27 protein-coding genes and 4 pseudogenes are annotated in these 26,787 nt (G+C 35.9%); 6 read left to right on the forward strand and 25 right to left on the reverse strand.

Annotated features, from left to right (window positions below):
- Window positions 1-10: 10 nt before the first annotated feature.
- Window positions 11-574 carry a signal peptidase I gene (gene lepB, locus Q0Y84_RS01325; protein ID WP_297950035.1) on the forward strand — a complete coding sequence of 188 codons (564 nt, stop codon included), beginning with the start codon at window positions 11-13 and terminating at the stop codon, window positions 572-574.
- 71 nt (window positions 575-645) lie between these two features.
- Window positions 646-834 (forward strand): LBP_cg2779 family protein, encoded by a 189-nt coding sequence (locus Q0Y84_RS01330; protein ID WP_005719704.1) that lies wholly within the window; start codon window positions 646-648, stop codon window positions 832-834.
- Between the two features lie 58 nt (window positions 835-892).
- Here the strand turns inward: Q0Y84_RS01330 and Q0Y84_RS01335 are convergent, their stop codons facing one another.
- The 8 genes from Q0Y84_RS01335 to Q0Y84_RS01370 all read right to left on the reverse strand — a co-directional run bounded on the left by Q0Y84_RS01335 (window position 893) and on the right by Q0Y84_RS01370 (window position 7,496).
- A complete protein-coding gene (locus Q0Y84_RS01335) occupies window positions 893-1,711 on the reverse strand; it encodes a hypothetical protein (protein WP_297950044.1) in 819 nt (272 codons plus the stop codon).
- A 20-nt stretch (window positions 1,712-1,731) separates the two neighbouring features.
- On the reverse strand, window positions 1,732-2,541 hold the full coding sequence (locus Q0Y84_RS01340; RefSeq protein ID WP_297950046.1) for an ABC transporter permease: 810 nt from the start codon (window positions 2,539-2,541) through the stop codon (window positions 1,732-1,734).
- Between the two features lie 9 nt (window positions 2,542-2,550).
- A complete protein-coding gene (locus Q0Y84_RS01345; protein WP_297950048.1) occupies window positions 2,551-3,381 on the reverse strand; it encodes an ABC transporter permease in 831 nt (276 codons plus the stop codon).
- The gene (locus Q0Y84_RS01350) at window positions 3,381-4,088 is read right to left on the reverse strand and encodes an ABC transporter ATP-binding protein (RefSeq protein ID WP_297950050.1); all 708 of its coding nucleotides are present in this window, start codon (window positions 4,086-4,088) and stop codon (window positions 3,381-3,383) included. The genes Q0Y84_RS01345 and Q0Y84_RS01350 overlap by 1 nt, the downstream gene beginning before the upstream one ends.
- Window positions 4,081-4,455, reverse strand: coding sequence for a GntR family transcriptional regulator (locus Q0Y84_RS01355; RefSeq protein ID WP_297950052.1), 375 nt, complete (start codon window positions 4,453-4,455; stop codon window positions 4,081-4,083). Before Q0Y84_RS01355 ends, Q0Y84_RS01350 begins: the two co-directional genes overlap by 8 nt.
- Before the next feature lie 306 nt (window positions 4,456-4,761).
- A complete protein-coding gene (gene pepT / locus Q0Y84_RS01360) occupies window positions 4,762-6,003 on the reverse strand; it encodes a peptidase T (protein WP_297950054.1) in 1,242 nt (413 codons plus the stop codon).
- 15 nt (window positions 6,004-6,018) lie between these two features.
- Window positions 6,019-6,816, reverse strand: coding sequence for a Nif3-like dinuclear metal center hexameric protein (locus tag Q0Y84_RS01365; protein ID WP_297950056.1), 798 nt, complete (start codon window positions 6,814-6,816; stop codon window positions 6,019-6,021).
- Window positions 6,813-7,496, reverse strand: a complete 684-nt coding sequence (locus tag Q0Y84_RS01370; protein WP_297950058.1) for a class I SAM-dependent methyltransferase — start codon at window positions 7,494-7,496, stop codon at window positions 6,813-6,815. The genes Q0Y84_RS01365 and Q0Y84_RS01370 overlap by 4 nt, the downstream gene beginning before the upstream one ends.
- 109 nt (window positions 7,497-7,605) lie before the next feature.
- Between Q0Y84_RS01370 and Q0Y84_RS01375 the strand changes: the two genes are divergently transcribed.
- Together Q0Y84_RS01375 and Q0Y84_RS01380 are read left to right on the forward strand one after the other, a co-directional pair.
- Window positions 7,606-8,046: an 8-oxo-dGTP diphosphatase gene (locus Q0Y84_RS01375; RefSeq protein ID WP_297950060.1), complete on the forward strand. Its 441-nt coding sequence runs from the start codon at window positions 7,606-7,608 to the stop codon at window positions 8,044-8,046.
- On the forward strand, window positions 8,046-8,720 hold the full coding sequence (locus Q0Y84_RS01380; RefSeq protein WP_297950062.1) for a M23 family metallopeptidase: 675 nt from the start codon (window positions 8,046-8,048) through the stop codon (window positions 8,718-8,720). The genes Q0Y84_RS01375 and Q0Y84_RS01380 overlap by 1 nt, the downstream gene beginning before the upstream one ends.
- Window positions 8,721-8,779: 59 nt before the next feature.
- Here the strand turns inward: Q0Y84_RS01380 and rpoD are convergent, their stop codons facing one another.
- The 11 genes and pseudogenes from rpoD to rpsU all read right to left on the reverse strand — a co-directional run bounded on the left by rpoD (window position 8,780) and on the right by rpsU (window position 20,102).
- Entirely contained in the window at window positions 8,780-9,892 is a 1,113-nt protein-coding gene (gene rpoD, locus Q0Y84_RS01385; RefSeq protein WP_297950064.1) for an RNA polymerase sigma factor RpoD, read from the reverse strand.
- Window positions 9,893-9,907: 15 nt separating this feature from the next.
- Window positions 9,908-11,743, reverse strand: a complete 1,836-nt coding sequence (gene dnaG / locus Q0Y84_RS01390) for a DNA primase (protein ID WP_297950066.1) — start codon at window positions 11,741-11,743, stop codon at window positions 9,908-9,910.
- 25 nt (window positions 11,744-11,768) lie between these two features.
- Window positions 11,769-13,832, reverse strand: coding sequence for a glycine--tRNA ligase subunit beta (glyS, locus tag Q0Y84_RS01395; RefSeq protein WP_297950068.1), 2,064 nt, complete (start codon window positions 13,830-13,832; stop codon window positions 11,769-11,771).
- Window positions 13,825-14,742 carry a glycine--tRNA ligase subunit alpha gene (glyQ, locus tag Q0Y84_RS01400; RefSeq protein WP_148238806.1) on the reverse strand — a complete coding sequence of 306 codons (918 nt, stop codon included), beginning with the start codon at window positions 14,740-14,742 and terminating at the stop codon, window positions 13,825-13,827. The genes glyS and glyQ overlap by 8 nt, the downstream gene beginning before the upstream one ends.
- A 264-nt stretch (window positions 14,743-15,006) precedes the next feature.
- Window positions 15,007-15,759: a DNA repair protein RecO gene (gene recO / locus Q0Y84_RS01405; RefSeq protein ID WP_297950072.1), complete on the reverse strand. Its 753-nt coding sequence runs from the start codon at window positions 15,757-15,759 to the stop codon at window positions 15,007-15,009.
- A 130-nt stretch (window positions 15,760-15,889) separates the two neighbouring features.
- Window positions 15,890-16,019: pseudogene (locus Q0Y84_RS12300) on the reverse strand (hypothetical protein).
- An 885-nt stretch (window positions 16,020-16,904) separates the two neighbouring features.
- On the reverse strand, window positions 16,905-17,807 hold the full coding sequence (gene era, locus Q0Y84_RS01415; protein ID WP_297950074.1) for a GTPase Era: 903 nt from the start codon (window positions 17,805-17,807) through the stop codon (window positions 16,905-16,907).
- Window positions 17,808-18,332, reverse strand: coding sequence for an rRNA maturation RNase YbeY (gene ybeY, locus Q0Y84_RS01420; protein WP_005719727.1), 525 nt, complete (start codon window positions 18,330-18,332; stop codon window positions 17,808-17,810).
- 2 nt (window positions 18,333-18,334) lie between these two features.
- Window positions 18,335-19,294 (reverse strand): PhoH family protein, encoded by a 960-nt coding sequence (locus tag Q0Y84_RS01425; protein ID WP_005723097.1) that lies wholly within the window; start codon window positions 19,292-19,294, stop codon window positions 18,335-18,337.
- A 25-nt stretch (window positions 19,295-19,319) separates the two neighbouring features.
- The gene (locus Q0Y84_RS01430) at window positions 19,320-19,763 is read right to left on the reverse strand and encodes a GatB/YqeY domain-containing protein (RefSeq protein WP_151495532.1); all 444 of its coding nucleotides are present in this window, start codon (window positions 19,761-19,763) and stop codon (window positions 19,320-19,322) included.
- A 162-nt stretch (window positions 19,764-19,925) separates the two neighbouring features.
- Entirely contained in the window at window positions 19,926-20,102 is a 177-nt protein-coding gene (gene rpsU / locus Q0Y84_RS01435; protein WP_002880182.1) for a 30S ribosomal protein S21, read from the reverse strand.
- 227 nt (window positions 20,103-20,329) lie between these two features.
- On the opposite strand from rpsU, the gene Q0Y84_RS01440 reads away from it, so the two are divergent.
- The gene (locus tag Q0Y84_RS01440) at window positions 20,330-21,166 is read left to right on the forward strand and encodes a pyruvate, water dikinase regulatory protein (protein ID WP_005719759.1); all 837 of its coding nucleotides are present in this window, start codon (window positions 20,330-20,332) and stop codon (window positions 21,164-21,166) included.
- 77 nt (window positions 21,167-21,243) lie between these two features.
- On the opposite strand, the gene cas2e is transcribed toward Q0Y84_RS01440, so the two are convergent.
- Window positions 21,244-22,140, reverse strand: a complete 897-nt coding sequence (gene cas2e / locus Q0Y84_RS01445) for a type I-E CRISPR-associated endoribonuclease Cas2e (protein ID WP_297950083.1) — start codon at window positions 22,138-22,140, stop codon at window positions 21,244-21,246.
- A pseudogene (locus Q0Y84_RS01450) lies at window positions 22,137-22,424 on the reverse strand (type I-E CRISPR-associated endonuclease Cas1); the annotation flags it as partial. The pseudogene Q0Y84_RS01450 and the gene cas2e, both read right to left, overlap by 4 nt.
- A 470-nt stretch (window positions 22,425-22,894) precedes the next feature.
- On the opposite strand from Q0Y84_RS01450, the gene Q0Y84_RS01455 reads away from it, so the two are divergent.
- Window positions 22,895-23,518, forward strand: a complete 624-nt coding sequence (locus tag Q0Y84_RS01455) for a M23 family metallopeptidase (protein WP_297950085.1) — start codon at window positions 22,895-22,897, stop codon at window positions 23,516-23,518.
- A gap of 252 nt (window positions 23,519-23,770) precedes the next feature.
- Here Q0Y84_RS01455 and Q0Y84_RS01460 read toward each other — a convergent pair.
- From Q0Y84_RS01460 to Q0Y84_RS12305, 4 genes and pseudogenes are all read right to left on the reverse strand, one after another.
- A pseudogene (locus Q0Y84_RS01460) lies at window positions 23,771-24,975 on the reverse strand (IS110 family transposase).
- Between the two features lie 267 nt (window positions 24,976-25,242).
- Complete coding sequence (gene msrA, locus Q0Y84_RS01465; RefSeq protein WP_297950087.1) at window positions 25,243-25,812, reverse strand: peptide-methionine (S)-S-oxide reductase MsrA; 570 nt, start codon at window positions 25,810-25,812, stop codon at window positions 25,243-25,245.
- Window positions 25,813-25,919: 107 nt separating this feature from the next.
- A complete protein-coding gene (locus Q0Y84_RS01470) occupies window positions 25,920-26,099 on the reverse strand; it encodes a hypothetical protein (RefSeq protein ID WP_297950089.1) in 180 nt (59 codons plus the stop codon).
- Window positions 26,100-26,244: 145 nt separating this feature from the next.
- A pseudogene (locus Q0Y84_RS12305) lies at window positions 26,245-26,787 on the reverse strand (IS5/IS1182 family transposase); the annotation flags it as partial.

A 26,787-nucleotide genomic window follows, 5' to 3' on the forward strand; every position in this document is an offset into this window, starting at 1 on the left:
GATTTTTTTCATGGCACAAACCAAAAATAAACAAGAGGACGAGAGTGTCGGCCGTTTTGTTTTAGACATAATTATTATGTTTGCGATTTTGATGGGAATTTACTACTTTATTTTTAGCTTTTTCCTTTCAAATGAAACTGTATCCGGGCCTTCAATGCAGCCTACTTTTGAAAACGGTGATCGTTTAATTGCGGTCCGTCATTTCACCCCTAAGCGAAATGATATCGTAATTCTGAAAGCACCTGATCAAAAAGGCGCGCTCTACATCAAACGAATCATCGGTACTCCTGGTGATATGGTTACTTCAAAAAATGACAAGCTCTATATTAATGGCAAACAAGTCGCTGAACCTTACTTAAACAACGGCTACCAACGAAAAGCCCATAAATTAGGTGAACTTTACACTAACAATTTCACTTTAAAGGAACGGGTACCTAAGAATAGTTATTTCGTGATGGGTGATCACCGCGATGTTTCCAAAGATTCACGTTACTTCGGTTTTGTTAAGCGCAGCGCATTAGTTGGCCGAGTCGTCTTCAGGTATTGGCCATTTACGCAATGGAAAACATTTTAATCAATGACTTTGCAAAAAATTTTATTTTTTATCTCAATTTGATTAAAATTAGAGGGTAAGGAGAAATTATTATGAATGAGCAAGAAGAATTATCTGATGCAATTATCAATTTTCAAGTAAAACACCATGTTAATGACACTGACCTAGCCTTTGCTAGTCACCTCTCAGTTGAAAAAGTTCACGCCATGAAAGTTGGCGATGGACAATTCACAGCCGAAGAAGTAAATCAGCTTTATGATTACATGTCAGCAAATGCTTAGTTATCTACAAAAAAGAGCTTCATTTCTTGATTGGAATGAAGCTCTTTTTTTGCATTAATTAATCTATTTTGGGTTCAAGATATTTCTTCACGAGTACTAGATTCAAAATACCGAAAACAAGGCTAACAATAAACAAGCATAAATCATCTAACCAGATTGGATCGGTTGCTTGTAAATTTGGACTCTTATCAACAAAGCCATGTAACTTAGACATAAAGATCATGCCGCAGTAAGCTGCGACAATTACCAAAATTGCGATAATTAACAAGCGAGCCCAAACTGTACTCTTAAACGGCAAGAAATCAGTAATTACTCGCGAACTAAAATTGGCAAAGCTGACAAAGAAGTAAATAATTAAAATTATCAAAATGATAAACAACCAATGAAAAGCAAGCATTTGATTGCTAGTTATTTCAACGCCGGGAACCGTTTTAATTGGATACAGACCAAACTCACGAAATGCTTGAGCAAAACTGTCTGCCCCGCAACTAGGGATCAGCAACAGACTATTAACGATTTCTTGCAACAAAAAGAAATAACCACATGCCAGCAAGCTACTAAATATATTAGCTAAGTATGTTTTTCGTTCGTCGCTAGCTGCTAAATGCCAAGTTTGACTCAGATTAATTTTTTCATTTTGCCAACATGTAATCGCACAAAAGGCAAAATCAATATATAAAGTCACATCAGCAAAATTATTGCGCCAGAACTGCCCTAAATTTTTAGACGGCAGATTTGCTAGACCATTCCAATTTTTGAAAAGAAGAAAATAACCTGATAAAAATACTACAGCAAAGATATTAATTAAGAAAACCAAATAAATAAATTTTCTTTTTTGCGTCCACATTTGCCTAAACAAGGTCCAAAAATTCGTCACTATCTACCCCTCCCCTTCAATTAACGATTAATTATCTTAGGTTCGACAAATTTACTCATTAAGTAGCTGTCGATTGTTCCTAAAACAATTGCTCCTGTAAAGTACTCAACCGCTGAAATACCAAATGGATCATATGCTGCTTCTTTGGCAAAACGATGCAAATACATAGCAGTAATTTGTTCGTTTAGCTGTTCAGCAATCAAGATTGCAATAATCACAATCACTGCCATCACAAATAACTTAATGACAATATTATTGTTAACTGGCAATTGATCAACAATTACTTTCGTCAAAAAATTGGCAAAGCTGACAAAAATCATAATAACTAAAACCATTCCAGTTAAGAACAATAGAAATTCAATTAATGAACTAGCATCTGCCCAAGTAACTTTAGCATCAACTAAGTCATGAAGCAGTGAATAATGATGACTTAAATTATCAATCATAGCAGCAACGAAGCCTAAAATGACTTGAATTACAAAAATATAGATACATTCAACTAAACTAGAAAGCATATTAATCAGCCAGATTTTGACACTTGAAGCTGGAGCTAGCTGCCAAGTTTGACTGAGGTTGATTTTTTCATTTTGCCAGCAAAGCAGACCAACAAAAATCACATCGGCAATCGGCGTTGTGATCATTCCTGCACTAAGCAAACGATCTAGCCAATTACTGTCCTTACTAATATTGAGATAAGCTAAATTGCTTTTATCTAACAGAGCCATTACCAGCAAAAAAAGGACTGCAAAAACTTGTAATAACAAAACTAAGTTAGCGTAGCGCCTTTTTTGCACAAACATTTGCTTAAACAAGGTCTTAAAATTTGCCATAAAAAACTCCTAATTCTGTTTTGCTTCTACGAATTTATTCAAAAGCAAGATATCGATCAAAGTAATCACAACATCAAAGACCAAGAATTGAAGAATCGTAGTGGCATAGTTAATATCCTGGCTGTTGACCATAAAAGGACTAAACTTTCCTAAGACTGAAAAGATAATTGTTACCGCATGGCCTAAAATCCAAATAATTGCAATAATTACAATTACTCTAATAATAAAGGTCCATACTTTACTTGAGCCACCTGGCAAAAAATCAATAATGCTGCGGCTTGCTAGGTTAAGCAAACTTACAATTGCGTACCAAGCATAGCCAATAAAAATGATTAGCAGCAAACTTCCGAGCATTGTTTGCCAGTCTCTTGCTGAAAGATGGATGCTAGCCTGACCTATTGCCTTGCGCACATCTTGATCAGACAACATCGGCAAAAGAGTAACGATTATCGTGACCGCTTCTAAAATTCCTAACCAAATATAAGTTAAAAATGCTGTCCCAAAATTGCTAAGCAAAAACTTAGTATCAGTTACCGGAATCAAGCGCCAAGTTTGACTGCGATTAATTTTTTCATTCTTGATTGAAGAAATAATCCAATAAACAAAATCAGCGATAAATGACGTTATCAGCATCATTACTGCAAATACAGCGAGAAAAGCAACAATCACATTGACAGAACTAGTATCTTTTCCATTAACAAATTCTGGTGTACCATTTCCCGAAACAAAACCAATAATTGTAAAACATAAACTAGCAAAGGCTTGAATTAAGAAGATTAAATAGACTGACTTGCTTTTTTCTTGAAACATTCGATTAAACAATGTGTTAAAACTAGTCATTATTCATCATCCTCATCTGCATAAAAACTTTCATAGTATTCTTCGATTGACTTATGCGTTTGACGAATGTCATCTGCTGACTTGTGTTCCAAAACGGTATGATCTTTTACAATAACCACTTCATCAAGCAATGATGAAATTTCATTGACAAAGTGATCTGAAATTAAGATGGTTGCTTTTTCATCCTTCCACAAAATAATGGAATTAATAATCTTTTTTCTAGCCATAGCATCAATTCCACCAAAAGGTTCATCAAGCAAATATAAATCTGCCTTACGTGAAAAAGTTAAGGCAATGATCAATTTTTCACGCATCCCGCGAGACAATTGACTCAACTTCATCTCAGGATCTAATTTCATAAACTGGCGCAATTCATCAAATTCATTTTCATCAAAATCTTCAAAGATCGTTGCGTAAAACTTAACTACTTCCTTAATCTTGGTTGAATCACTAAAGCCAGTTAAGCCATCGGTAAAAGATAATTTTGCCTTTCTTTCGGCTTCTTTAGTTGCTCCTTCAATGTTAATCTCACCCTTATAGTTTTTAGCTACACCCGCAATAATTCGCATCAAAGTGGTTTTACCAGCACCATTTTCACCTAATAAGGCAACAATTTTACCGGAATTTAGCTTCAAATTAACATTTTGCAAGACTAATTTTTGATTTTTCTTGTAACTTACATCTTTAACAGTTAATAAATCATTCATGCTGATCCCCTTCGTCTTTCAAATAATTCTCTAACGTTGAAACTAATTCAACTTTTTTAATCCCAAATCTTTCCATATTTTGGACAAATTGCTCCAATTCATTATTAATCAATGATTGCTTAGTTTCAGCTAATAACTGAGTATCTTCAGTAACAAAATTCCCTTCGCCACGCTTAGTATAGAGAATTCCTTGACTGTTCATTTGTTGCAACGCTCTTTGGACCGTATTAACATTAACGGTTAATTCCAAGGCAAGTTTTCGCACAGAAGGAATTTTCTCACCAGCGGTTAGCTTTCCTAAAGCAATTTGGCGATACAAGTATTGTTCAATCTGAAGATAAATGGGAATATTATCTTTAAATTCCATTTACTTAACTCCTAGTTTATATACTGTATTATTTATCTATTACAGTAATTATATTACTCACTTCTTATCCTTTTTGCAAGAATAATTTTTCTTTTGTTTCACAATTTTATTTAGCTTAAAATTATGCAAAACAAACAGTCTACAATCCCTATCATAATAAGGAATGTAGACCATTTTTCTTATTTTATTAGTATTAGTGTATAACTTTTAGTTTATTAAGCATACTAATAAAAGTCCTAATTTAACGGCATTTATTTAATATGCTGAAAAATCATTTTTAGTTACTTTTAGAGCAAAAATGTTTCACTACTTTGCTCTTTCAGCGTTTAATTCAGCCATCTTGATCATTACATCGACAGTTTTCCACATTGATTCCAGCACAGTATATTCGTAGCGGCCATGCATGTTCTCTTCTCCAGCAAAGATGTTTGGACATGGAAGACCCATATAAGTCAATTGTGAACCATCTGTACCACCACGTACAGGATCTTCGTTTATTTCGAGGCCCTCTGCCTTATAGGCATCCCGAGCTAAGTCAACAATATCCATGTGCTTCTTTAATTCATCAGCCATGTTGTAGTATTGATCCCACATCCTCAGCTTGACTCGTTCAGTACCAAATTCCGTATTCATCTTGTCGACAATTGACTTGACTAAATTCTTCCGCTCTTCCAAGCCATCACGTTCAAAGTCACGAATAATGTAGTCCAAATGAGCATTATCAACCGTACCAGCAAAATTCATCAAGTGGAAGAAGCCTTCACGGCCATCGGTATGTTCTGGACGGTCATGCTCTGGCAATTGATTATGAAAGTCAATGCCTACTTGAACTGCATTAATCATTTGCCCCTTAGCTACAGCTGGGTGAACATTAACCCCTTGAATATCAAGACTAAATTGTGCAGCGGAGAAAGTTCCCCAATCAAGTTTACCAGGAGCTTCACCATCAACCGTATAAGCAAAGTCAGCCCCAAAGTCTTCAACATCAAAGTGCCCTGCCCCTGTACCAATTTCTTCATCAGGCGTGAAAGCTAAGCGAATTTTACCATGCTTAACTTCGGGATGGTTCATCAAGTATTCCGCAAAGGTCATTAATTCGGATACACCACACTTGTCATCCCCGCCAAGCAATGTATCGCCTGAAGCAGTAATGATTGTCTGACCCTTATAATTCTTTAAATGTGGGAAAACTTCAGGATCAAGATAAAATTCAGAATCACCTAACTGAATCTTGCTTTCACCATCATAGTTTTCATGAATTTGTGGCTTAACGTTCTCTGAATTAAAATCTGCAGTATCACTATGAGCCAAAAAGCCCATTACTGGCACATCATAATCAACGTTAGATGGAATTTCAGCGATGACGCTACCGGCCTTTTGATTGTAATGAATGTCACTTAAACCTAGTTCTTCCAGGTCTTTCATAATGACATTTTTTTGGAAATTTTCTTCTCTTTCAGTAGAAGGAAAACGATCTGAGTGTTCATCAGAACGTGAATTTACTTTGACATATTTTAAAAATCTAGGTAATAAATTAGGGTATTCCATAGTTTCTCCTTTTAATTAAAACAAATCTTGAAATGGATTAGTTGATACTTCAGAAAGTTCAACGCCCACATGCCAATTATTTTCTTCATCCCATTTTTTAAGGCGGTCATAAACCTTGTACTTGAATAGCTTTTCAGTATAATGCCCTGGATCAACAACCGTTAATCCTGAGGAAACCATATCATGGCCCACATGATAATAAACATCCCCCGTGATAAAAGCATCTAAATGGTCAGCTAAGGCTCTAGTCCAATGCTTGCCGCCATCTCCGCAAATAAAGCCCACGCTGGTAATTGGCTTGTCATTATCTGCAGTAATCAAACGCGCCATTTTAATGCCCATCTTCTCTTTTACATAATAAGCAAAATCATAGGCAGACATCGTCTTCGGCAATTTACCTTTGCGGCCCATGGCAATACCGTCATCATCTAAGCAAAACGGCTCAACATCTTTTAAGCCTAATTCTTCAGCTTGCCAATCAGCAGAGCCATCTTGAGCCTTGTCAGAATTAGTATGGATTGAATAAATCGTAATCCCATTTTTAATAATATTGCCGTACATGGCATTTTGCGCGTTACTAAAGTCCAAGTTACGGGCTGGTCTAAACATCACCGGGTGATGACTAACGATAAAGTTAACGCCTTTTTCAACTGCTTCTTCAACTACTTGCGGACGTACATCCAAAGTCGTCATCACTTTAGTTACATCTGCTTCCATTGAACCAATTTGCATCCCTACCGGATCCCCTTTTGAAGCAATATCTTCTGGAAAATCTTGTCGCAAACGCGCCACAATCTCTTTTACTTTTGTCATTTTTTCAGTTCCTCTTCAATTAATTCAATATTATGCTCAACTTCATTAATCCGATCTTCATCCTTTTTTCTAGCCTTATTTAAATTAAGCAATAATTTTTGATAATAAGCTAGTTGGCCTTGCCATTTTTGATAAAAAACTGGATTTTTTTCTTGAACAACAAATGGACCAAAAAAGATTTCTTTTTCAGTTAATTCATGCTTGGCTGGTGTTAATTTGGCCTTAATTAACTCATAAGTATGACCAGCTTCCGCAATCAGTCTTTCAGCAACGATTTCATAATTATGCATCATTAGCCAATTACGTACTCCAGCTTCGCCAATATTAGGTTCTAGCACTAAAGTGTAAAAATGATAATCTTTATTCCAAGCAGTATTCAAAATGTCAGTCATTAATTTGCCGCCCATGCCAGCAATCACCACTGTATCAATCTCATCAGCATGGGTAACCGTCTCTAGGCCATTACCTAAGCGCGTTTCAATTTGCCCAGTTAAACCGGCTTCTGCTATATCTGTTTTAGCATTTTCTAATGGTCCTTCAGCCACATCGCTAGCAATTGCATAATCAATTCGGCCGTTTTTTACTAATTCAATTGGCAAATAAGCATGATCAGTTCCGATATCAGCTACCCGACTACCAGGATCGACTAATTTTGCCAAAGTATTCAATCTTAAGTTCATAAATTCTGTTATTCATCTCCGTCAAAGGTCTGATTAATCAAATTTTAGCATATTTCATGCTCTCATTTGGCTACTATTTGATATAATGTCTCAGAAAGCGGGTTTTTACATGAGTAGAACAGAAAATGTCACATTAACTAATATGTGTATGATTAAAAATAAAGATCAAATTTTAGTTCTTGATCGCAATGATCCAGTCTGGCCAGGACTTACCTTTCCTGGCGGACATGTTGAAGCACATGAATCTTTTCATGATTCTGTCGTTAGAGAAGTAAAAGAAGAAACAGGATTAACCATTAGCCACCCCCAGCTAGTTGGGGTTAAGCAATTTTACGACCATAATGATGAGCGCTATCTGGTCTTTTTCTATGTCGCTACACAATATTCTGGGACAGTCAAAGAATCTGATGAAGGAACTTTAACCTGGATGACAGCTGCAGAATTGCAAAAACATAAACTGGCTTATAATTTTGATCATGATTTGCCAGTATTTTTTGAACAAGCAATTAGTGAACACATGCTTGACGGGAAGCGAGATGAACTATTTTAATGAAAAAAACTGAAAGTAAATTTGCACTTTTAGTTGCTTTAATTACGATTTTAGCTTTTGCCTCTATTCCCTTGTGGCATATCAACATGAATAGTTCGCGGCCACATACCCATGTCGTTAAAAAAAAGAAACAAACTAAAAAGAAAATAGTTCAAAAAGTTACCTGGGGCTATCCTTTTAAAAAGCTTTACGAAAAGAAGATAAGCTTTAAATCAGGGCAAAAATTTGGCGAAACTGATGTCATTCGTCGTGTCTATCCGACAAAGAGCTATTTTCATGATGGTTACGATTTTGGTTTCAGTGAAGTTGGTCACTCACCTGTCTATGCAGTGCATGCCGGAACCGTTCATAAAGTAAAATATGCTCCTGGACTTGGACTTTATATTTGGGTAATTTCTGATGATGGCTACGTTGAAATCTATCAAGAAGGATTCCTTAGCATCACCGATATTTATGTCAAAAAAGGACAAAAGGTTAAATTAGGACAAAAAATTGGTAAGCTGACTGGTTCTCATATTCATTTAGGAGTCACCAAGACAGATAAGGATTACATTGATAAGAAACACGATAATACCCCATGTAAGTATTATTGGAAAGACAACGGCACTTGGTTAAATCCAATGAAAATTATTGAAGATAACCTTAAAGCAGCCGGCAAAGACCCAGTTCAATAAATCGATATGCAAAAAAAGAGCTAAGCAACAAAATGCTTAGCTCTTTTAATGTTGATAAGTTAATCCATGAAGTCACGTAATTGGTTTGAACGACTTGGATGACGTAATTTACGCAAAGCCTTAGCTTCGATCTGACGAATACGTTCACGAGTAACGCCAAATACCTTCCCTACTTCTTCCAAAGTACGGGTACGACCATCATCAAGTCCAAAACGCAACCGCAAAACATTTTCTTCACGATCAGTCAAAGTCTCAAGCACTTGCTCAAGTTGTTCCTTCAACATTTCATAAGAAGCATGTTGTTCTGGACTAGTTGCATCCTTATCTTCAATAAAGTCACCTAAGTGAGAATCATCTTCTTCACCGATAGGTGTTTCCAATGAAACTGGTTCTTGAGCAATTTTTAGAATATCACGAACCTTATTGGTTGGCATATTCATTTCTGCACCAATTTCTTCTGGTGTAGGTTCACGTCCTAAGTCTTGCAATAATTGACGTTGGATTCTGATCAATTTGTTGATAGTTTCAACCATGTGAACTGGAATTCTAATGGTACGAGCTTGATCGGCAATCGCACGGGTAATTGCTTGTCTGATCCACCAAGTAGCATAAGTAGAAAACTTAAAGCCTAAACGATAGTCAAACTTGTCAACAGCTTTCATTAACCCCATGTTACCTTCTTGAATCAAATCAAGAAATGACATGCCACGGCCAACATAACGCTTAGCAATAGAAACTACCAAACGAAGGTTGGCTTCAGCCAATTCTTGCTTTGCCTCTTCGTCCCCAGATTCAATTCTTTTGGCAAGAGCAATTTCTTGATCAGCGGTAAGAAGTGGTACACGACCAATTTCCTTCAAGTACATCCGCACTGGATCATTCATGCGAACGCTTGATGGAGCCGACATATCCTTTAATTCAGCCTTTTCAACGTCTTTTTGCTTCTTTAAGGCTAATTTTGAAGGGCTACCATTTTCATCGACAATACTAATACCATTGTCTTCGAATTCTTGTACCAGTTGATCAACTGCTTTGCCTTGTAAGTTATAAGGCTTAATCAGACGAGCAGTGAAATCTTCTTCAGTGATCGACTTATCTTTCTTTACGTCTTTTACGACTTGTTTAACCATCTTATCCAAAGATAGTTTCTTTGTAGTTTCTTTTTCTGCCACTAAAAAGCCTCCTTATTAACCTAAGATCCGTTTGAATTCAATAATCTTTTGAGTAATAGCAACAATTTCTTGCACATCTTTTTTGCGCTTAGCATCCTGTAATTGATTTTGAAGCTCATTCAGCTGGAAATAGATGCTGCGCTTTTGCAATGCCCGAACATGCTCATTGATCTCTTGAATTGTAAAATCTTTTGGCATCTGTGCCATTTCAGCATCTACTATTATACCTTGAAGTTGCTCAGGAATAAAATCTAAGAATCCATCAATTTGTGGATTTTCATGAGTTTCTGCATATTTTAACCAATCTTGAGCTAAAGTTTCAAAATCTTGATTAGGAAATTTAAACTTACCCTCCAGCATATATCTTTGTGCATCAGCCGAATGGATAAATAAATATAGCAACCTAGTCTGACTAGGATTCTTTTCAACTACAGTTTGCTCGGCCGGAACATCTTCATCACCAGGAAGCGGCACATCTGCTGGGGGTACATCTACCGGATAATTAGAAAAATTCTTTTGCGTATTCCGGACATGATTGCGAGCACGATTATTTCTGCGTCTTTCCTTAGCTAGATTAGCTTTCAATGAAGCCGCTGATACACCAGCTGATTGAGCAAGTTTTTCAATATACATGTCTTGTTCAACCGGATTACGCACTTGAGCAATTTCTTTAACAGCTTCATCTAAATAAGTAATTTTTTCCCGATCATTATTTAAATTATATTTCTGCTCTAATCTCTTTAAGAAAAAGTCAGTTGGAGTCAATGCACCATCTATTTCTTCACGGTACTTATCAACTCCATATTTTTTGACATACTCATCAGGATCAAGTTTTTCTGGTAAGACAACAATTCCTAAATTAAAATTGCCATCTTTATTAAACATCCGTGTAGCACGTTCTTCAGCATGAACCCCAGGATCATCCCCATCATAATTGACGATGATATTGGGCGTGATACGCCTTAATAAATAAATTTGATCATCGGTCAAACTAGTTCCCATAGAAGCAATTCCAGATTTTACGCCTGCTTTATAAGCAGCAATTACATCCATGTAGCCTTCATATAAGACTAAGTGTCCTTCGCTGCGAGCAGCCTTCTTAGCCTCCGCAAAATGGAACAGTACTTTTGACTTAATAAAAATTTTAGTTTCAGGACTGTTCATATACTTTGCTTCAGTTTTATCATCTGAAATTCGTCTGCCAGAAAAACCAATAGTCTTCCCATTTTCATTATCTAATGGAAACATCAACCGATCGCGAAAACGATCATACAGTTGACCATCTCTTGCTTGGACAAATAAACCACTCTGGGCCAAATCATTGTCCTGATAACCTTTATCACGTAAATAGGTAATCAAAACGTTATCAGCCTTAGGAGCATAACCAATTTTAAAATGATCTAATATATCCTTCTCCAGTTCACGCTTTTTAGCGTATTGCATCCCCCGTTCCCCGGCTTTTGTCGTCAAAAGTACACGATGATAAAAGTCAACAGCATCTTGATGCATGCGCATAATTGGACTTAATTCTGTACTGCCAGCATGATTATATCCGCTTGGCATGGGAATATTAGCAAATTCAGCTACCCGCTCAACACTTTCAGGAAAAGTTAAATTATCCTTATACATCAAGAATTTAAAAACATTTCCACCTTTACCACAGCCAAAGCACTTAAAAAATTGCTTATCTGCATTCACAGTAAACGATGGTGTTTTTTCTTGATGAAAAGGGCAAAGACCAATATAGTCTTTGCCTTTCTTCTCAAGTGAAACGTACTGACTGATAACATCAACAATATTGACGCTAGTGCGGACTTCTGAGATAAACTCTTCAGGAATTCGTCCAGCCATGTGAATCACCCTTTTTCTATCTTAATTACTTGATAACCAACTTGCTTAAGTCACCTAATCGATCAGCTAATTCGCTAATTGCATATAATTGTGCCAAACGATTATTCTTAACCTTCTCGTCCTTGGCCATAATCATGTTAGTTTCAAAGTATTGATCAATTACTGGTTGCAATTGAACGAAGCCTTGGTAAAGGTCGGCTAAACTGTCAATATCTTGCAAGTTTTGCACGCCAACATAAAGTTCTTTTTCACTATTATCGTCAAACAGACTTTCATCAACAGCAATGTTTTCCTTAAATTTAGCCTTCTTCAAGATGTTGTCAATTCTAGTCAAACTTTCAACCACTGGCTTGAATTCTTCATCATCATGGTGCAATTGCAATACGTTAGCTGCTGCTAAAATTTGACTTGGATCTTGTTGACTTGAAGCAAGAACTGCATCAACAATATCATACTTAAAGTCATTCTTTTGCAAATATTGCTTAACACGATCACGAATAAAGTCAGCAATTTCTTGGTCAGCATCACCCTTTGGCAACTTAGCTGGAGTAACACCGTTAAGCATGCTAATGATTTCTGGTAAAACTTCATTAAATGGTAATGACCATTTTTCATTAAGTAAAATTCTGACAATACCATAAGCATAACGACGAAGTGCGTATGGGTCATTAGATGAAGTAGGAATCATTCCTGCACCAAAGAAAGTTACAATAGTATCAATCTTATCAGCAATTGATAAAAGTGAACCAACAGTAGTTTCTGGAAGTGGACCTTCAGCTGTTGCTGGCATGTAGTGTTCTTTAATAGCAACAGAAACTTCTTCATCTTCACCTGCAAGACGAGCATAATGCATCCCCATTACACCTTGAAGTTCCGCAAATTCACCGACCATTTGGGTTACTAAGTCAAACTTGTACAATTCACTAGCACGGTCAAAGTCAGTTACTACATTTTCTGGTAAATTCCAGCGTTTAGCTAGATAATCACCAATCATGCGTACACGTTGCATCTTTTCAGCCATTGAACCAATCTTATCATGGAATGAAACATCCTTAAGACGGTCAACAAAGTGGCTAAGTGGGTACTTGCGGTCTTCGTCATAGAAGAATTGTGCATCGTCCAAACGGGCAACCAAAACTTTTTCATTACCTGAAATAACATTATCAAGGTAATCTTTATTTCCGTTACGAACAGCAATAAAGTGGTTGATTAACTTACCATCTTCGTCATAAACTTCAAAGTATCTTTGATTATCCTTCATTGAAGTAATCAAAACTTCATCAGGAATTTGCAAGTACTTTTCATCAAATGAACCAGCAAAAACAGTTGGATATTCAACCAAGTAAGTAACTTCTTCAAGAAGGTCACGATCTGGTTTAACTTGCCAATGATTCTTCTTAACTAATTCGTCCATTTGACGAACAATCATATCTTTACGTTCATCTGCATTAGCAATTACAAATTGATCCTTTAAAGCATCTTCGTAATCATCCGCATTAGCCAACACAACAGAATCACCTAAGAAACGATGACCTTGAGTTTTACGACTAGCAGTAATATCCAAAATCTTAACGGGAATTACATCACTGCCAAATAATGAAACAAGCCAGTGAATTGGACGAACAAACTCAAAATCATTTGAATCCCAACGCATTTTAGTAGGGAAAGTCATCGCCTTAATGATATTGCTCATTCCGAGTAAAATATCGCTAGCCTTCTTACCTTCCTTTTGAACATGAACATAAGCGTATTCAGTACCCTTAAGTTCTTCAAAGTAAATGTCATCAGCAGTCATGCCTTGACCGCGAGCAAAACCTTGAGCTGCCTTAGTCCAATTACCATCTTGGTCTTGAGCAATTTTCTTAGCAGGACCCTTTTTTACTTCATCAATATCGTCTTGCTTTTCAGCTAAGTCTTCAACCAAAATAGTCAAACGACGTGGAGTTGAGAAAGTCTTAATATCCTTAAACTTCAGGCCATTTTCTTTTAAAAATTTTCTTGTTCTGTCAGCTAATTGTTTAACGCTACGTGGTACAACGTGAGCTGGCATTTCTTCAGTACCAATTTCAAATAAATAATCTTTAGCCATTTTCTACCCCCGCCTTTTTGTCTTCTGCACTTTTAAGCAATGGGAAGCCACGTTTTTCACGTTCTTCGACAAACTTGACAGCAACTTCGTGAGCTAAGCTTCTAATTCTTGATAAGTAACCTGCACGTTCAGTAACTGAAACTGCGCCACGGGCATCAAGCAAATTAAAGGTATGTGAACACTTCAAAATGTAATCATATGCTGGGTGAACCAAGTTCTTATCCAATAAACGCTTAGCAGTTGCTTCATAAATATCAAAGAATTGAAGCAATTGTTCTTGATTTGATTCTTCAAAAGCATACTTAGAATGTTCATATTCTGGTTGTTTAAAGATGTCACGGTAAAGAATACCATTACCCCATTCAAGATCAAAGACTGAGTTAACATCTTGAATATATGAAGCAAGTCGTTCAACACCGTAAGTAATTTCGCTCATGGTTGGTTTAACATCTAATTCACCAACAACTTGGAAGTATGTAAATTGGCTGACTTCCATACCGTCAAGCCATACTTCCCAACCAACACCAGCACAGCCCATAGATGGGTTAGCCCAGTTATCTTCAACGAAACGAATATCGTGTTCCAAAGGGTCGATACCTAAAACCTTCAAACTGTCTAAGTAATATTGTTGAATATCCTTAGGAGCCGGCTTAATAACAACTTGGAATTGGTGGTGTTGGAATAACCGGTTAGGGTTTTCACCATAACGACCATCTGCAGGTCTTCTAGAAGGCTCTACATAACAAGCTGCCCATGGTTCTGGACCAACTGCACGAAGAAAAGTGTAAGGACTCATCGTACCTGCACCCTTTTCAACATCATATGAAGGCATAATCATACAACCTTTGGAGGACCAGAATTGTTCCAGCTTAAAGATCATATTCTGAATGTTTAATTTCTTATCTGCCATTTTCCTTAATTCTCCTCCTGCGCTAGGCCATAAAAAAAGCCTATGCAAAATTTTGCATAGGGACGAAATATATATCGCGGTTCCACCCTAATTCAGGAAGTATCCTTCCTGCTCTTAATTGAACATATGACTAGAGGCGCCTTTTCCTAGATGTCCTCGCACCAATCGACATTCGCTGAACTAGTACTTTTCTTAAATCCTCATCATTGTCAAATACGTTCTCATTTTAACACATGGTTTAAGCTAAAACCAGATTTTTGCCAACTAAAAAAGTTTTAATTCATCCAAAAATTTCTTTGTCTTTAAATTCAGATCAATCGTCTCACGATAAATGCGATCGATTGCCTTTCGAGTAGCAGCTTTAGTTTCCTCGCTTATTTTAATATTGCCTAATCGGTCAATCGGTAATAAACCAATTGTTCTAAGGACAGCAGTCTCTTTGGGCTTTAAATGCATCCTGCTAGTCACTACACTAAAATGATTGCTACAAATAACTCCACCCATTTTAATCGAATAATCAAAAATACCTTTTTCTTTACCACAAATAACACAATGCTTTAGCTGTGGCTCAACACCATATGCTGCTAACATTTTCATCTGCACAATTTGTGTAATCATTTCTGCATCAACGCCACTATCTATTTTTTTCAAAGCAAATAATGCCAAATCATAATATTTACCAATTGGCTGATATTCTACAAAGGCGTGATCAATTAAATCAAAAACAAAAGAAATATAAGCATTCTTGGTTAAATCACGATACAAGCCATCAAACTGCTTTGCCTCTTTATATGTACGTAAATTGCTCAGACCTTTTCCGCTTGTATAAATTACGTAAGTGCCAATAGAGAAATTCAACGTTGCTGCACTTAATCGTGATTTAGGTCTCAGGGCTCCTTTAACAATCAGAGTCATAATTCCATCTTGTTTAGTCATAATTTTGGCTAATAAATCTGCTTCCTTATATTTCTGCCTTTTAAAGATAATACCCTGAACTTCTTTTAGTTCACGTGCCATATCATGACTCCTTTAGTATTTAAAACTTTTCTACTAGCTTTCTTAATGAAAAATAGCGCATTACCCATATTCACATAATTATGGAAGAAGCCTAATGACTCAATACAAACCAAAGGCAATGGTTAATGAATTATTTATTTTTTCTTGGATCTTTAACACCTATAATAGCTTCCATGCCTTCAGTAGTAACCACCCATTGCTTGCCAAATTTTCGAAGCTTCTTGTGCGTCCATAATATCTGAACTATTTAAATCAATCATTAAAAATTACAATTATTCATGCAGCGTTTTCTACCACAATCAATCTTTTCCGTGTTTTCTTTGCCCAAAGTGCTTTTTAATTTGTTCAAGGTCCTCTGTGGTAGCTTCTTTCAAAATAAAATTTTTAGTAACCTATTTAAATACTGTTTTCGAATTTTGTTTTTGGTATCCCACTTTTTAGTCGTCTTTTTTTGTGCTTCACTAACTGTCATTTTACTTCACCAACCCTACAATAAAAAAATTACTACTGCAACAATAAATATTCCAAGAGCAGCTCTGTTGATTATTTTAGTTGTCTTTGCATATTTTCTTTCATTTTTTCTGCCAACTATTAAAAAATTCTTTTTGCTTTTTAGAAGCCTGAGATTTTAAAATTTTTCCTTGTGGTCTCGTATAATTACATTCATGATTTCTTCAGGAATCCCAATATAGCAACACCTCCACATACGTGGAGAATACTGCTGGATCATACCCAGCTCGCCCATCATCTTAGGATCACCTCCACATACGTGGAGAATACTGATCAGGAATAGCAACAACCGCTTCCAACAAGGGATCACCTCCACATACGTGGAGAAATACATTAGCATCTTTTGGGTGGTCGTCAGTAATTGGGGATCACCTCCACATACGTGGAGAATACGTGAGCTACCGTGTGATCTATATGTACAATTTGGGATCACCTCCACATACGTGGAGAATACAGTAAACAAATCCTGATATAACAACAATCACAAAATGATAGATCCCAAAATTTCATCACTTTGTCATTACTATTGTATCTATTTTAATTCCATTAGTCACAAAACAACAGAATTTTCTTGTCTCCCTAAATATACAAAAAAGACGTCATCTTTCGACAACGCTTATACAACAGTAATTCAACTAAAGTTCTTTTTTGTCATAGCCTATTCGCTTTAAAAAGTTAGGGTCAGAACGCCAGTTATGTTGGACCTTAACCCAAAGACGCAAGTTGACCTTTTCACCAAGCAATCTTTCAATCTCTTGACGTGAATTAATCCCAATTTGCTTGAGCATCTTACCGCCCTTACCAATAATAATGCCTTTTTGACCATCTTTCTCAACATAGATAGTCGCTTCAATCAAGAGTTTGCCATTTTGATGAGTATTCATATGATCAACTGCAACAGCAGTAGCATGTGGCACTTCTTGTGAAGTCAGTCGCAGAATTTGTTCACGAATCAACTCAGCTACCACAAAATATTCGGGCCGATCTGTGATCTGATCAGCACCATAATATTGTGGGCCCACTGGCAAATACTCCTTAATTGTTTTAAGCAGATCTTCAATCCCAATTCCCTGAGTAGCAGAAATCGGTAGTATTTCTTTAAAGCCCTCAAGTTTGTGGTATGAATCCATAATTGGCAAAAGCTTATTAGGATGAATATCATCAACTTTATTAATTACTAAAAAAACAGGAACTTTTACTTCTTTTAACAAGTTGGCAATGTATTGATCACCCTTACCCATTTCCTCAGGTTCAACCATGAATAAAACCAAATCAACATCATTCAAACTAGATACACTAGCTTTATCCATATAGTCGTCAAGTTTTGAATGAGGCTTAAAGATACCTGGCGTATCTACAAAAACAACTTGCATTTCATCTGAAGTATAAATACCCGAAATGCGATTACGAGTCGTTTGTGGTTTATTAGACGTGATGGCAACTTTTTGACCAACTAAATAGTTCATTAAAGTTGATTTTCCAACATTAGGACGACCAACTAAAGCAACAAAGCCAGACTTAAACTCTTTTTCTTCCATTTATTTACCTCTGCCTTCATCTAATTGATCAGGATACAATGGCAAACCATAATCTTCTAACACTTTTCCTTGAATACCAAACATTTCTTTGGCCTCATCCGGCTTAATGTGGTCGTAGCCGTTTAAATGTAAAAAGCCATGGACTATTGTATATCCAAATTCTCGATCAAAACCTGTACCATACTCTTTACTGTGACGCTTAATCACACTAGGACACATAAATAGATCACCGATATCCTCTTGAAAGTCTGGATCATCTGCAAATGCTGCCAAATCAATTGAATCCTCACCATCTTCAATTGCAAAGGAAATTACATCAGTAGGACGGTCTTTGTCACGGTACTTTAAATTAATTTCATGACTACGATCTTCATCAACAAAGTTAATACTCATCTCTAAGTTGTTATCTTTGCCAATTTCCTTTTTAGCTAGTAGCAAAAGTTTCATAATCCAGTCTTGCCAGTTACGCTTTTCATCATCTAAAAAGCCAACTTCATCATTATAAGTAATATCAATTGGATCCATTTTTAGTGTTTAATGTCCTCTTTTTCATAAGCAGTAATAATTTTCGCAACTACAGGGTGACGAACAACATCATTAGCAGAAAAGTTGATAAATTTAATCTGATCGATATTCTTCAAGATATGTCTAGCATCGATTAACCCGCTATGCTGTCGACCGGGTAAATCAACCTGTGTCATATCACCGTTTACGACCATCTTAGAATTAAATCCAAGTCTAGTCAAAAACATCTTCATCTGGGCATCTGTAGTGTTCTGGGCTTCATCAAGAATTACAAAAGCGTCATCTAAAGTTCGTCCACGCATATAAGCAAGTGGTGCAACTTCAATTACGCCTCGTTCCATCAAACGGTCAGTCGTATTAGTCCCAAGAATAGCATACAAAGAGTCATAAATTGGTCTCAAATATGGATCAACTTTTTCTTTCAAGTCACCAGGTAAAAATCCAAGTGATTCACCAGCTTCAACAGCTGGTCTAGTCAAAATGATTCGAGAAACTTCTCCCTTCTTAAAGGCGGCGATTGCACAAACCACTGCTAAGAATGTTTTCCCCGTTCCAGCTGGTCCTATTCCAAAGACAACATCAGATTTATCAATAGCTTCGACATAACGCTTTTGTCCCATATTCTTGACTCTGATAGGTCTACCTTTAGCATCCCTAATCAAAACCTTTTTATATAGGTCTGCAAAGTACTCTGTGGTACCCTTGTCAGCCATCTTCATCGCACTTACTGTGTCGGGCGCACCGATGTTAACACCAGTATTCACAACACTATCGAGTGCCTTTAAAACAGCAACTACCTTCTTGATCTTCTCTTCATCGTCTCCTGCAATGACAATTTCATTACCGACATCTGACACAGAAAGATCATAACCTTCAGAAAGAAGCTTTAAATTTCCGTCATTAACTCCAACTAGTTTTTGAATATTTTCTGGTCTTTGAGGTGTAAAAGTTGTTTGAGCCAAATAGACCCGCTCCTTCTTGTTACTACTAATTTAGCTGATCACGAACTGCTTGTGAAGCGGCCTTGCCATCGGCACGTCCCTTAATCTTTGGCATTAAAGCTTTCATTACCTTACCAAAGTCAGACTTACCTTTAGCACCAACTTCATCAATTGTTTCCTTAACAGCTGCTTTAAGTTCATCCTGATTCATTTGCTTAGGCATGTACTTTTCTACAACTGCTAATTCTTTTTTGGTTTCTTCAGCTAAATCATCACGATTAGCCTTAATAAATTCGTCAATCGATTCTTCTCTTTGCTTCTTTTCACGATTAAGAACAGTTAATTCTTCATCTGGAGTTAAATCGTGTCCTGCTTTAATTTTTTCATTCATTAAGGCCGATTTGATCATCCGGACAGTATTAAGGGTTGTCTTGTCGTGATTCTTCATAGCTGATTTCATATCAGCCATGATTTGATCTGACAAACTCATCTAATATCCTTCTTTCTATTAAAAACCCAATAGTATTATAACAAACTATGTTCCTAACTAAAATAAAACTAACAAATATTTACTTAACATAATCTAAATTATGCCTAAAAAGACAAAAAAAGAAAAGCTACCCAAAGATTAGGTAGCTTTCTCAGTAGTTTATTAATAATGTCTGCGCTTACGTGCAGCTTCAGACTTCAACTTTCTACGAACACTAGGTTTTTCGTAGAATTCGCGCTTGCGGTATTCTTGTAAGGTACCACTTCTTGAAACGGAACGCTTGAAACGACGAAGAGCATCATCAATAGACTCGTTTTCGTGAACGATTGTCTTAGCCATGTGTGATCCCTCCTTCCATTTCTTGGCGTTACGCCATACATTTACTTAAATTATACCAAACTAATCTTTAGGGTCAATACAATTCAAAAACTTTTTGATAAATTTTTAAGTTAAATAAATCAACTACTTTGCCTTAATAAAAGAGCTGAGTTTTTATTGTTAATCCGCTTTCATTAATAGTATAATTATTTTCAGAGAGATATTTAATAATACACGAGGAGCTTAATATGGTAGAAACAAAAGACCAAAATGAATTAAACATTATTATTATTTCTGATGCGGCTGGTGATACTGCTTTTAGTAATGCCACAGCTGCCGCTGCAGAATTCCCTAACTGCAATATTAACTATCGTCGTTACCCCTTTATCACTAACCAAAAGAAGTTGGACGAAGTTTTAACAGAAATTGAGAAATATCCTAACTTGGTAATTATCTATAGTTTGGTTAAAGATGAAATGCAAATGCCAGTTATCAAATTTGCTCGCGAGCATAATGTTGAATGTGTTGACATCTTCTCACCTGTAGTTGAAGCAATTCAACAAACTACTCATATGACCCCAGATCAAAAAATTGGTGCACAGCATAGCTTAAATCAAAAGTACTTTGACCGAATTTCTGCAATGGAATTTGCTGTAATGTACGATGATGGTAAAGATCCTAAAGGTTTCTTGGAAGCTGACGTTGTTTTACTTGGGGTATCAAGAACTTCTAAGACTCCACTTTCTTTGTTCTTGGCCAATAAGAACTTAAAGGTAGCTAATTTACCACTTGTTCCTGAAACACATATTCCAAAGGAAATTTATGAAATTGACCCTAAGAAAATTATTGGCTTGACTAACGATCCATCTGTATTAAACGAAATCAGACGTCAAAGAATGATCGCTTATGGTTTGAATCCTGATACGACTTATTCCAATATGGATTCAATCAATAAGGAGCTTGAATCAGCGCAAGCACTTTATAAGAAATTAGGTTGCTATGTAATTAACGTTGCTCACCGCTCCATTGAAGAAACTGCTGCACTTATTTTGGAGCACTTGGGCATTGATGATTACGCTAAGTAATGATAGATATCTCAATAGGTATAATTAAAACGGTACTAGCCATTATGGTTAGCACCGTTTTTATCACTTTGTAATGATTATTTTATCTTATAATTTTCATTTTTAATTAGCTTTTTCAATAATTCCATTGTGGCCGCAGCATCGGCTAACGAATTATGCGGATTCGAATTTTTAATATTGTAATTTTCTAGCACAGTACTCAAATGATAGTTATCCAAAAAGACATTTCTCTTTTTAACTGCAGAAAGCAAATCAACGCATTCATTTAATAATGAATAATGACAATACTTTTTGAAATCTCTATTCAAAAAATTAATATCGAACGGTAAGTTATAACCAACAACAATCCTGTCAGCTAAGAATTTTCTCAAATCTAGCAAAGCAGTTTTAATATTAATTCCTTTACTAGCTAATATTTCCTTATTTAACTGGGTTATTTTTTCTATATTATCAGGCACTTCAGTATCAATTTTGATTAATCGATAAAATCTCTCACAATCATTATTTTCAAGATACTTTATAGCTCCAATTGATATAGTCTTATCTTTTTCAAGATTAAGCCCTGTTGTTTCTATATCAAGAACCGCTAGTGAAGTTAAACTATCAGCTTTATCCTGGACTTGGGATCGAAAAGTATTTACTTTATGATGCTGTGCTGCTTTACTAAATCCTAATTTCTTTTTGCTAGATGTCTTATTTTGACTATTTAAATGCACCATCAACGGTATGCCATCAAAATCAGCCACCATCTTGTCTTGACGCGTAGTTTTAAAGTCGAAGCCTAATTCATTATTAGTACTATATATTAATGTTGCTTCACCATGTCCAATATTAGATATAATTCTTTGCCATAAAAGATCGCGAATACGTGCACTGAAGTTTCCAACATAAACGCCCGTTTGAACTTCCTGACACCACTTAGTTAGGTCTCCACGCAAAGATTGTGGAGTTTTGCTTAAAGTAATCACAATCATGACTGTGCCTCATGATATTGAACGCCAAATCTCTGTAGGCCTTCACGATCGTCCCACAAACTCATTGTTACTTGAGGAGATTCAATATCGGCAGTGCTATCTTTTAATAAAAGACTTTTCAAATCTTTTACCATTTTAGCCAATAGTTTACCTTTTTTAAAATCATCCCTCATTGCAATCCGAGTATGTGTAGCAATGTCTTGATTTCCATATTTAGCAGTCATTTTAAAAGCAATTGGGATTGAATACTTAGCCTTGTATAGATCTGCAAAATCAAGAAAAGCATTTTTGTGAGGATCACCTCCACATGTGTGGAGAATACAGTAAACAAATCCCTTTATAGCGCCAAATGAAAATACGCAAACACCATTTTTTCATCATTTTGATCCTATTACCAAGTATATCGATTTTTATTAAATAGACAATATCTGCTTGACATAATATTCAAATAAAAAGAGGAATCACAATATCATTCTGCTATGATTTCTCCTAAACAAATAAACAAAAATATTATTTGTCTGCCAATCTTTCTCGCTCACAATTAAGAATTTCACCCAAACACCTTAGCCATGACACTGCTTTATCATCCTCTTTTAACTAGCCTAACCAAAAGCATATTCACATATACCTATACTAACTTTTTGTTATCAATCGAAATTTAATTGTAACTTTATCGTAAAACTACTGAGCTACAATAGTGTACGTGAATTAAGAGAGGAGACAAAAATCAGATCTTATCTGGTTTGTTTTTATAATGAAATTTCGTAAATTAATAATTTCTTTGTTAGGTATTGCATTATTAACTTCAAGCGTTGGTTTATCAACTGCTACTGCTTCTGCTGATACGCTTGATGACTCACAAAATACAACTGAAGTTCAACCCCAGAACCTCAAGTGGGCTTATCCGTTTAAAGCCAACAAGAAAAATGGTGTTCGTCCAATGTATAATGCCCAAACTTTTGGCATAACTAACTATATGCGTTCTACTACACCACCTTCCTACTTCCATAATGGTTGGGATTTTGGTTTTTCAGAAGTTGGGCATTCTAACGTATATGCAATCCATCAAGGTACTGTTAAAAAGGTTGCTTACGGTAACGGTCTTGGCTGGTTCATCTGGGTCATTAGTCCTGACAATTACGTTGAAGTTTACCAAGAAGGCTTTAATAAGAAAAAAGACATTTATGTTAAGACTGGCCAAAAGATTAAATTAGGTCAAAAGATCGGTAAGCTAACTGGCTCACACTTACACCTTGGCGTTACTCAAACAAATAAAGATTACATAAACAAATATGGTTTTCCATGTAAGAATTGGAACGTTAACAACGGTACTTGGCTCAATCCAATAGAAGCTATCAAAGGCAACTTAAAGAAATAGTTAACATAATCTAAAATATTGAAAGCGAAAAAGCAAATCACAACTTATAACAGTTGTGATCTGCTTTTTTCTACCCTAAGTCAAGTATTATCAGTGACTTAAGTAGAAAAGTTTACTTGTTTTGATGGTGCGAATTGGGTCAAAAAAAGAAAAAGCAGAATTTGAAAGAAAACAATGGTATCACAAATAAACCTATGAGTACTTGTAGTTTTTTCATAGGTTGTTATACTGAAGTTGATCATTTGATTTCAACTAAAGTCTTTGGTTATGTGTGGCTACGTTGTAATCATATAATTGATCATGTTTGATAAGAGCAAACATTGTACGTATCAGTTTGTGAACTGATGCAATGGCGATCTTCTTATAGCCTCGACTATTTGAAGATCGTTTTTTCTTATCATAATAATCAGTAATATGACAAGGTTGCGTAGCCTTTACAGTTTCCATTTGAGTAATTGTTCGATAAAGGATCTTTCTAGCTAAATGATTGCCATGTTTAGTTATTCCCAAACGACTGTCCTTTTCCCCCGATTGATAGCGGCCTGGATCAATGCCAACAAAGGCATCAATTTGAGTAGAAGTATCAAACCGTCTTAAATCTCCTAATTCTGCTACTAATCTAACTGCAGTAATTTTGGCAATGCCCGGAATGCTCTCATAGATAGTTAAAGACCGTGCATTTACTTGCTTAGAAAGTTTTTCCATATAATTGACTGTGCTTTCTCTTTCTGTACTTAAAGAAAGCAAATTAGAGATATTTCTCTGAATTGCTCGAACAATAATACTGTCCTTAGTGTCATATGGATAAGCTTGTCTAGCTAAAGCATAGAGTCTAGCCGTTAAATAATGTGCTCTTTGTCTGCCAATACCAGAAATATCCAATAAGCTTTGAAAAACTTGGTTCTCATTGTGATTTAAGACATATTGAGCATGTGGAAATAAGCTGACAATTGTCCAATAGATTCGGCCTGCTGGCTTAGAAAGCACGTTTTCTAGCTGAGGAAAGGTAGACTGCAAATTACGATGAAGTTGATTCTTATTGACTATTAAAGCTCTGGTTAGCTCTTCATAATAACGACTCGCATTTTGCAATTCATGATATTGCTTAGATTGAGGGGTACGCAATTTTTGTGGCGCATTGAATTGAATTAAAGCTAACCGATAAGCATCAACCTTATCGGTTTTATTGTGCCTTAAATTGTTATCCATCAGTTTCTTAGCCTTTAAAGGATTAAGCTTTAAGTATTATCCTCTAAAAAAGCTTGCAAGCCTAATGAGTAAACTCCGGTAGCTTCAAAGACTACTAAAGGCGTGATTAAGTATTGATTTAAATGATCCAATAGGTCTTGATAGCCAAAGGAATCATTAGTAATCCTAAAAGTTTTACCTTGCTTAACCCGATCAATTACAACACAAACTGTAGATGATTTACTACTAACATCAATGCCAAAGATAATATTTTATTTCATCATTTAACCTCCAAGTGAAGATAAACAGCTTTATCAGGCTATTCAATTCTCATTTTCTAAACTCGGCATCAAGTGCCCACAGACTTCGAAGAGACTTATAAATAGGCGGTAAAGCAGTCCGTTTTATTTACGACATCAAGTGTCAAAAAAGCTGAAGACTTAGTTTGCTTTATCTTCACTTCTTATTCTAGACAAAATAAAAAGTGCCGGATTATGAATCCGTCGATTCATAATCCAACACTATGTTAGTATGTTTTATTTATCCCAATGTTCCTTGATGAACTCAGCTCTTCCACCTGCTTCTTCCATTTCATATCTAAGTGGATCTTTTTTATAAAAATCTTGGTGATATTCCTCAGCTGGATAAAATGGCTTAGCTGGTTCAATTTTAGTTACGATTGGTTTATCAAATTTGCCACTAGCTTGTAACATTTGCTTAGATTTTTCAGCTGCTTCTTTTTGAGCAAGTGAATTATAAAAAATTACTGGGCGATAATTATCACCACGATCTTGGAATTGCCCCATCGCATCTGTGGGATCAGTCACTTGCCAATAATAGTTTAGCAATTGATCATACGATATTTTTGCTGGATCAAAGGTAATCTCAACAGCTTCAGTATGGCCAGTCGTACCTGAACAGACTTGCTCATATGTTGGATTGGCAACATGACCACCAGTATAACCAGAGACTACTTTTTCTACTCCGTCAACTGTGTCGAAAGGTTCAACCATGCACCAAAAACAACCGCCAGCAAAGATTGCCGTGTCGTAGTTGGTTTTTGCCTTACTATCAGTGGTTTTAGCTTGTTTCTTGTTCTCTGACATTCTTTAAAAATCTCCTTTATTCGTCAAAATTTTCGGCTTTTTTTCGGTTTAAATTCTATTATACAGAGCAAAAATAAGTTGTATAAACATGGCGCTTATGCATATTATTATAATTCACTTTTTCTTTGTTCAATGTATTTTTCAATTTGTTCAAGGTCTTCAGCAGTAGCTAAATTTAAAATAAAGCTTTTAGTGGTAGATCTTTTATTGATGTAAAGTTTACGAGCTTTATTTTTATCATCCCATTTTTTATTTGCTTTTGCCTTGGCTTCTGTATATTTAGTCATTAAAAATCATCTTCTTAATTAAGATACAAATCAAATCACTGGTATCATTCATGCTATATTTTATTTTACTCATAATATATAAGAGTTTTACCTCCACATACGTGGAGAATACTAAACGATCCTTGATATATCAATGCTTATAAATTCAAATCGTATCATTTTTTATCACTTTTAACAATATAAAAGTGTCTGGAAAAAAACTAACTCCTAGACCATAATAATAGGACGATCAAAATTCTTAAGTGAGTTTTGATCGTCCTTTTTTCTCTTAAAATTAAATAAAACCGGTCTTTGGGCCTTTTTCTGTTCCAATATTTGCTTATATTCATCATCATGAATGCTATTCCGACATCGGTTTCAACTTTCTTTTTGCCTCTTAGATATGTTTGCCTTCTTCGCTTTGAAGAACTTCTTTTGCTTTTTCTTTTAAATATTGCTAGTTAGGGTTATAGCATACCTGACGTTGGCGTCCGCTAGCCGTTCTGGTGTAAGCTGAAACTCGTCCGCCTCATAGACCTTAAAATCACGTACCTGACTTGTCGAGCGATCCTTTCGCTGACTATGATATTTGAAGTTGAAACTAATAAAGTACTTCTTGTCTAGATGTTTTCCTTCCAGCATTGAGTAATTATATTCGCTGCCATAGCCAGCATCAGCTACGATCTTATCGAATTTATCCAACACGGTC

Origin of the sequence: uncultured Lactobacillus sp., assembly GCF_947367125.1 — a bacterium.
Classification (GTDB): Bacteria; Bacillota; Bacilli; order Lactobacillales; family Lactobacillaceae; genus Lactobacillus.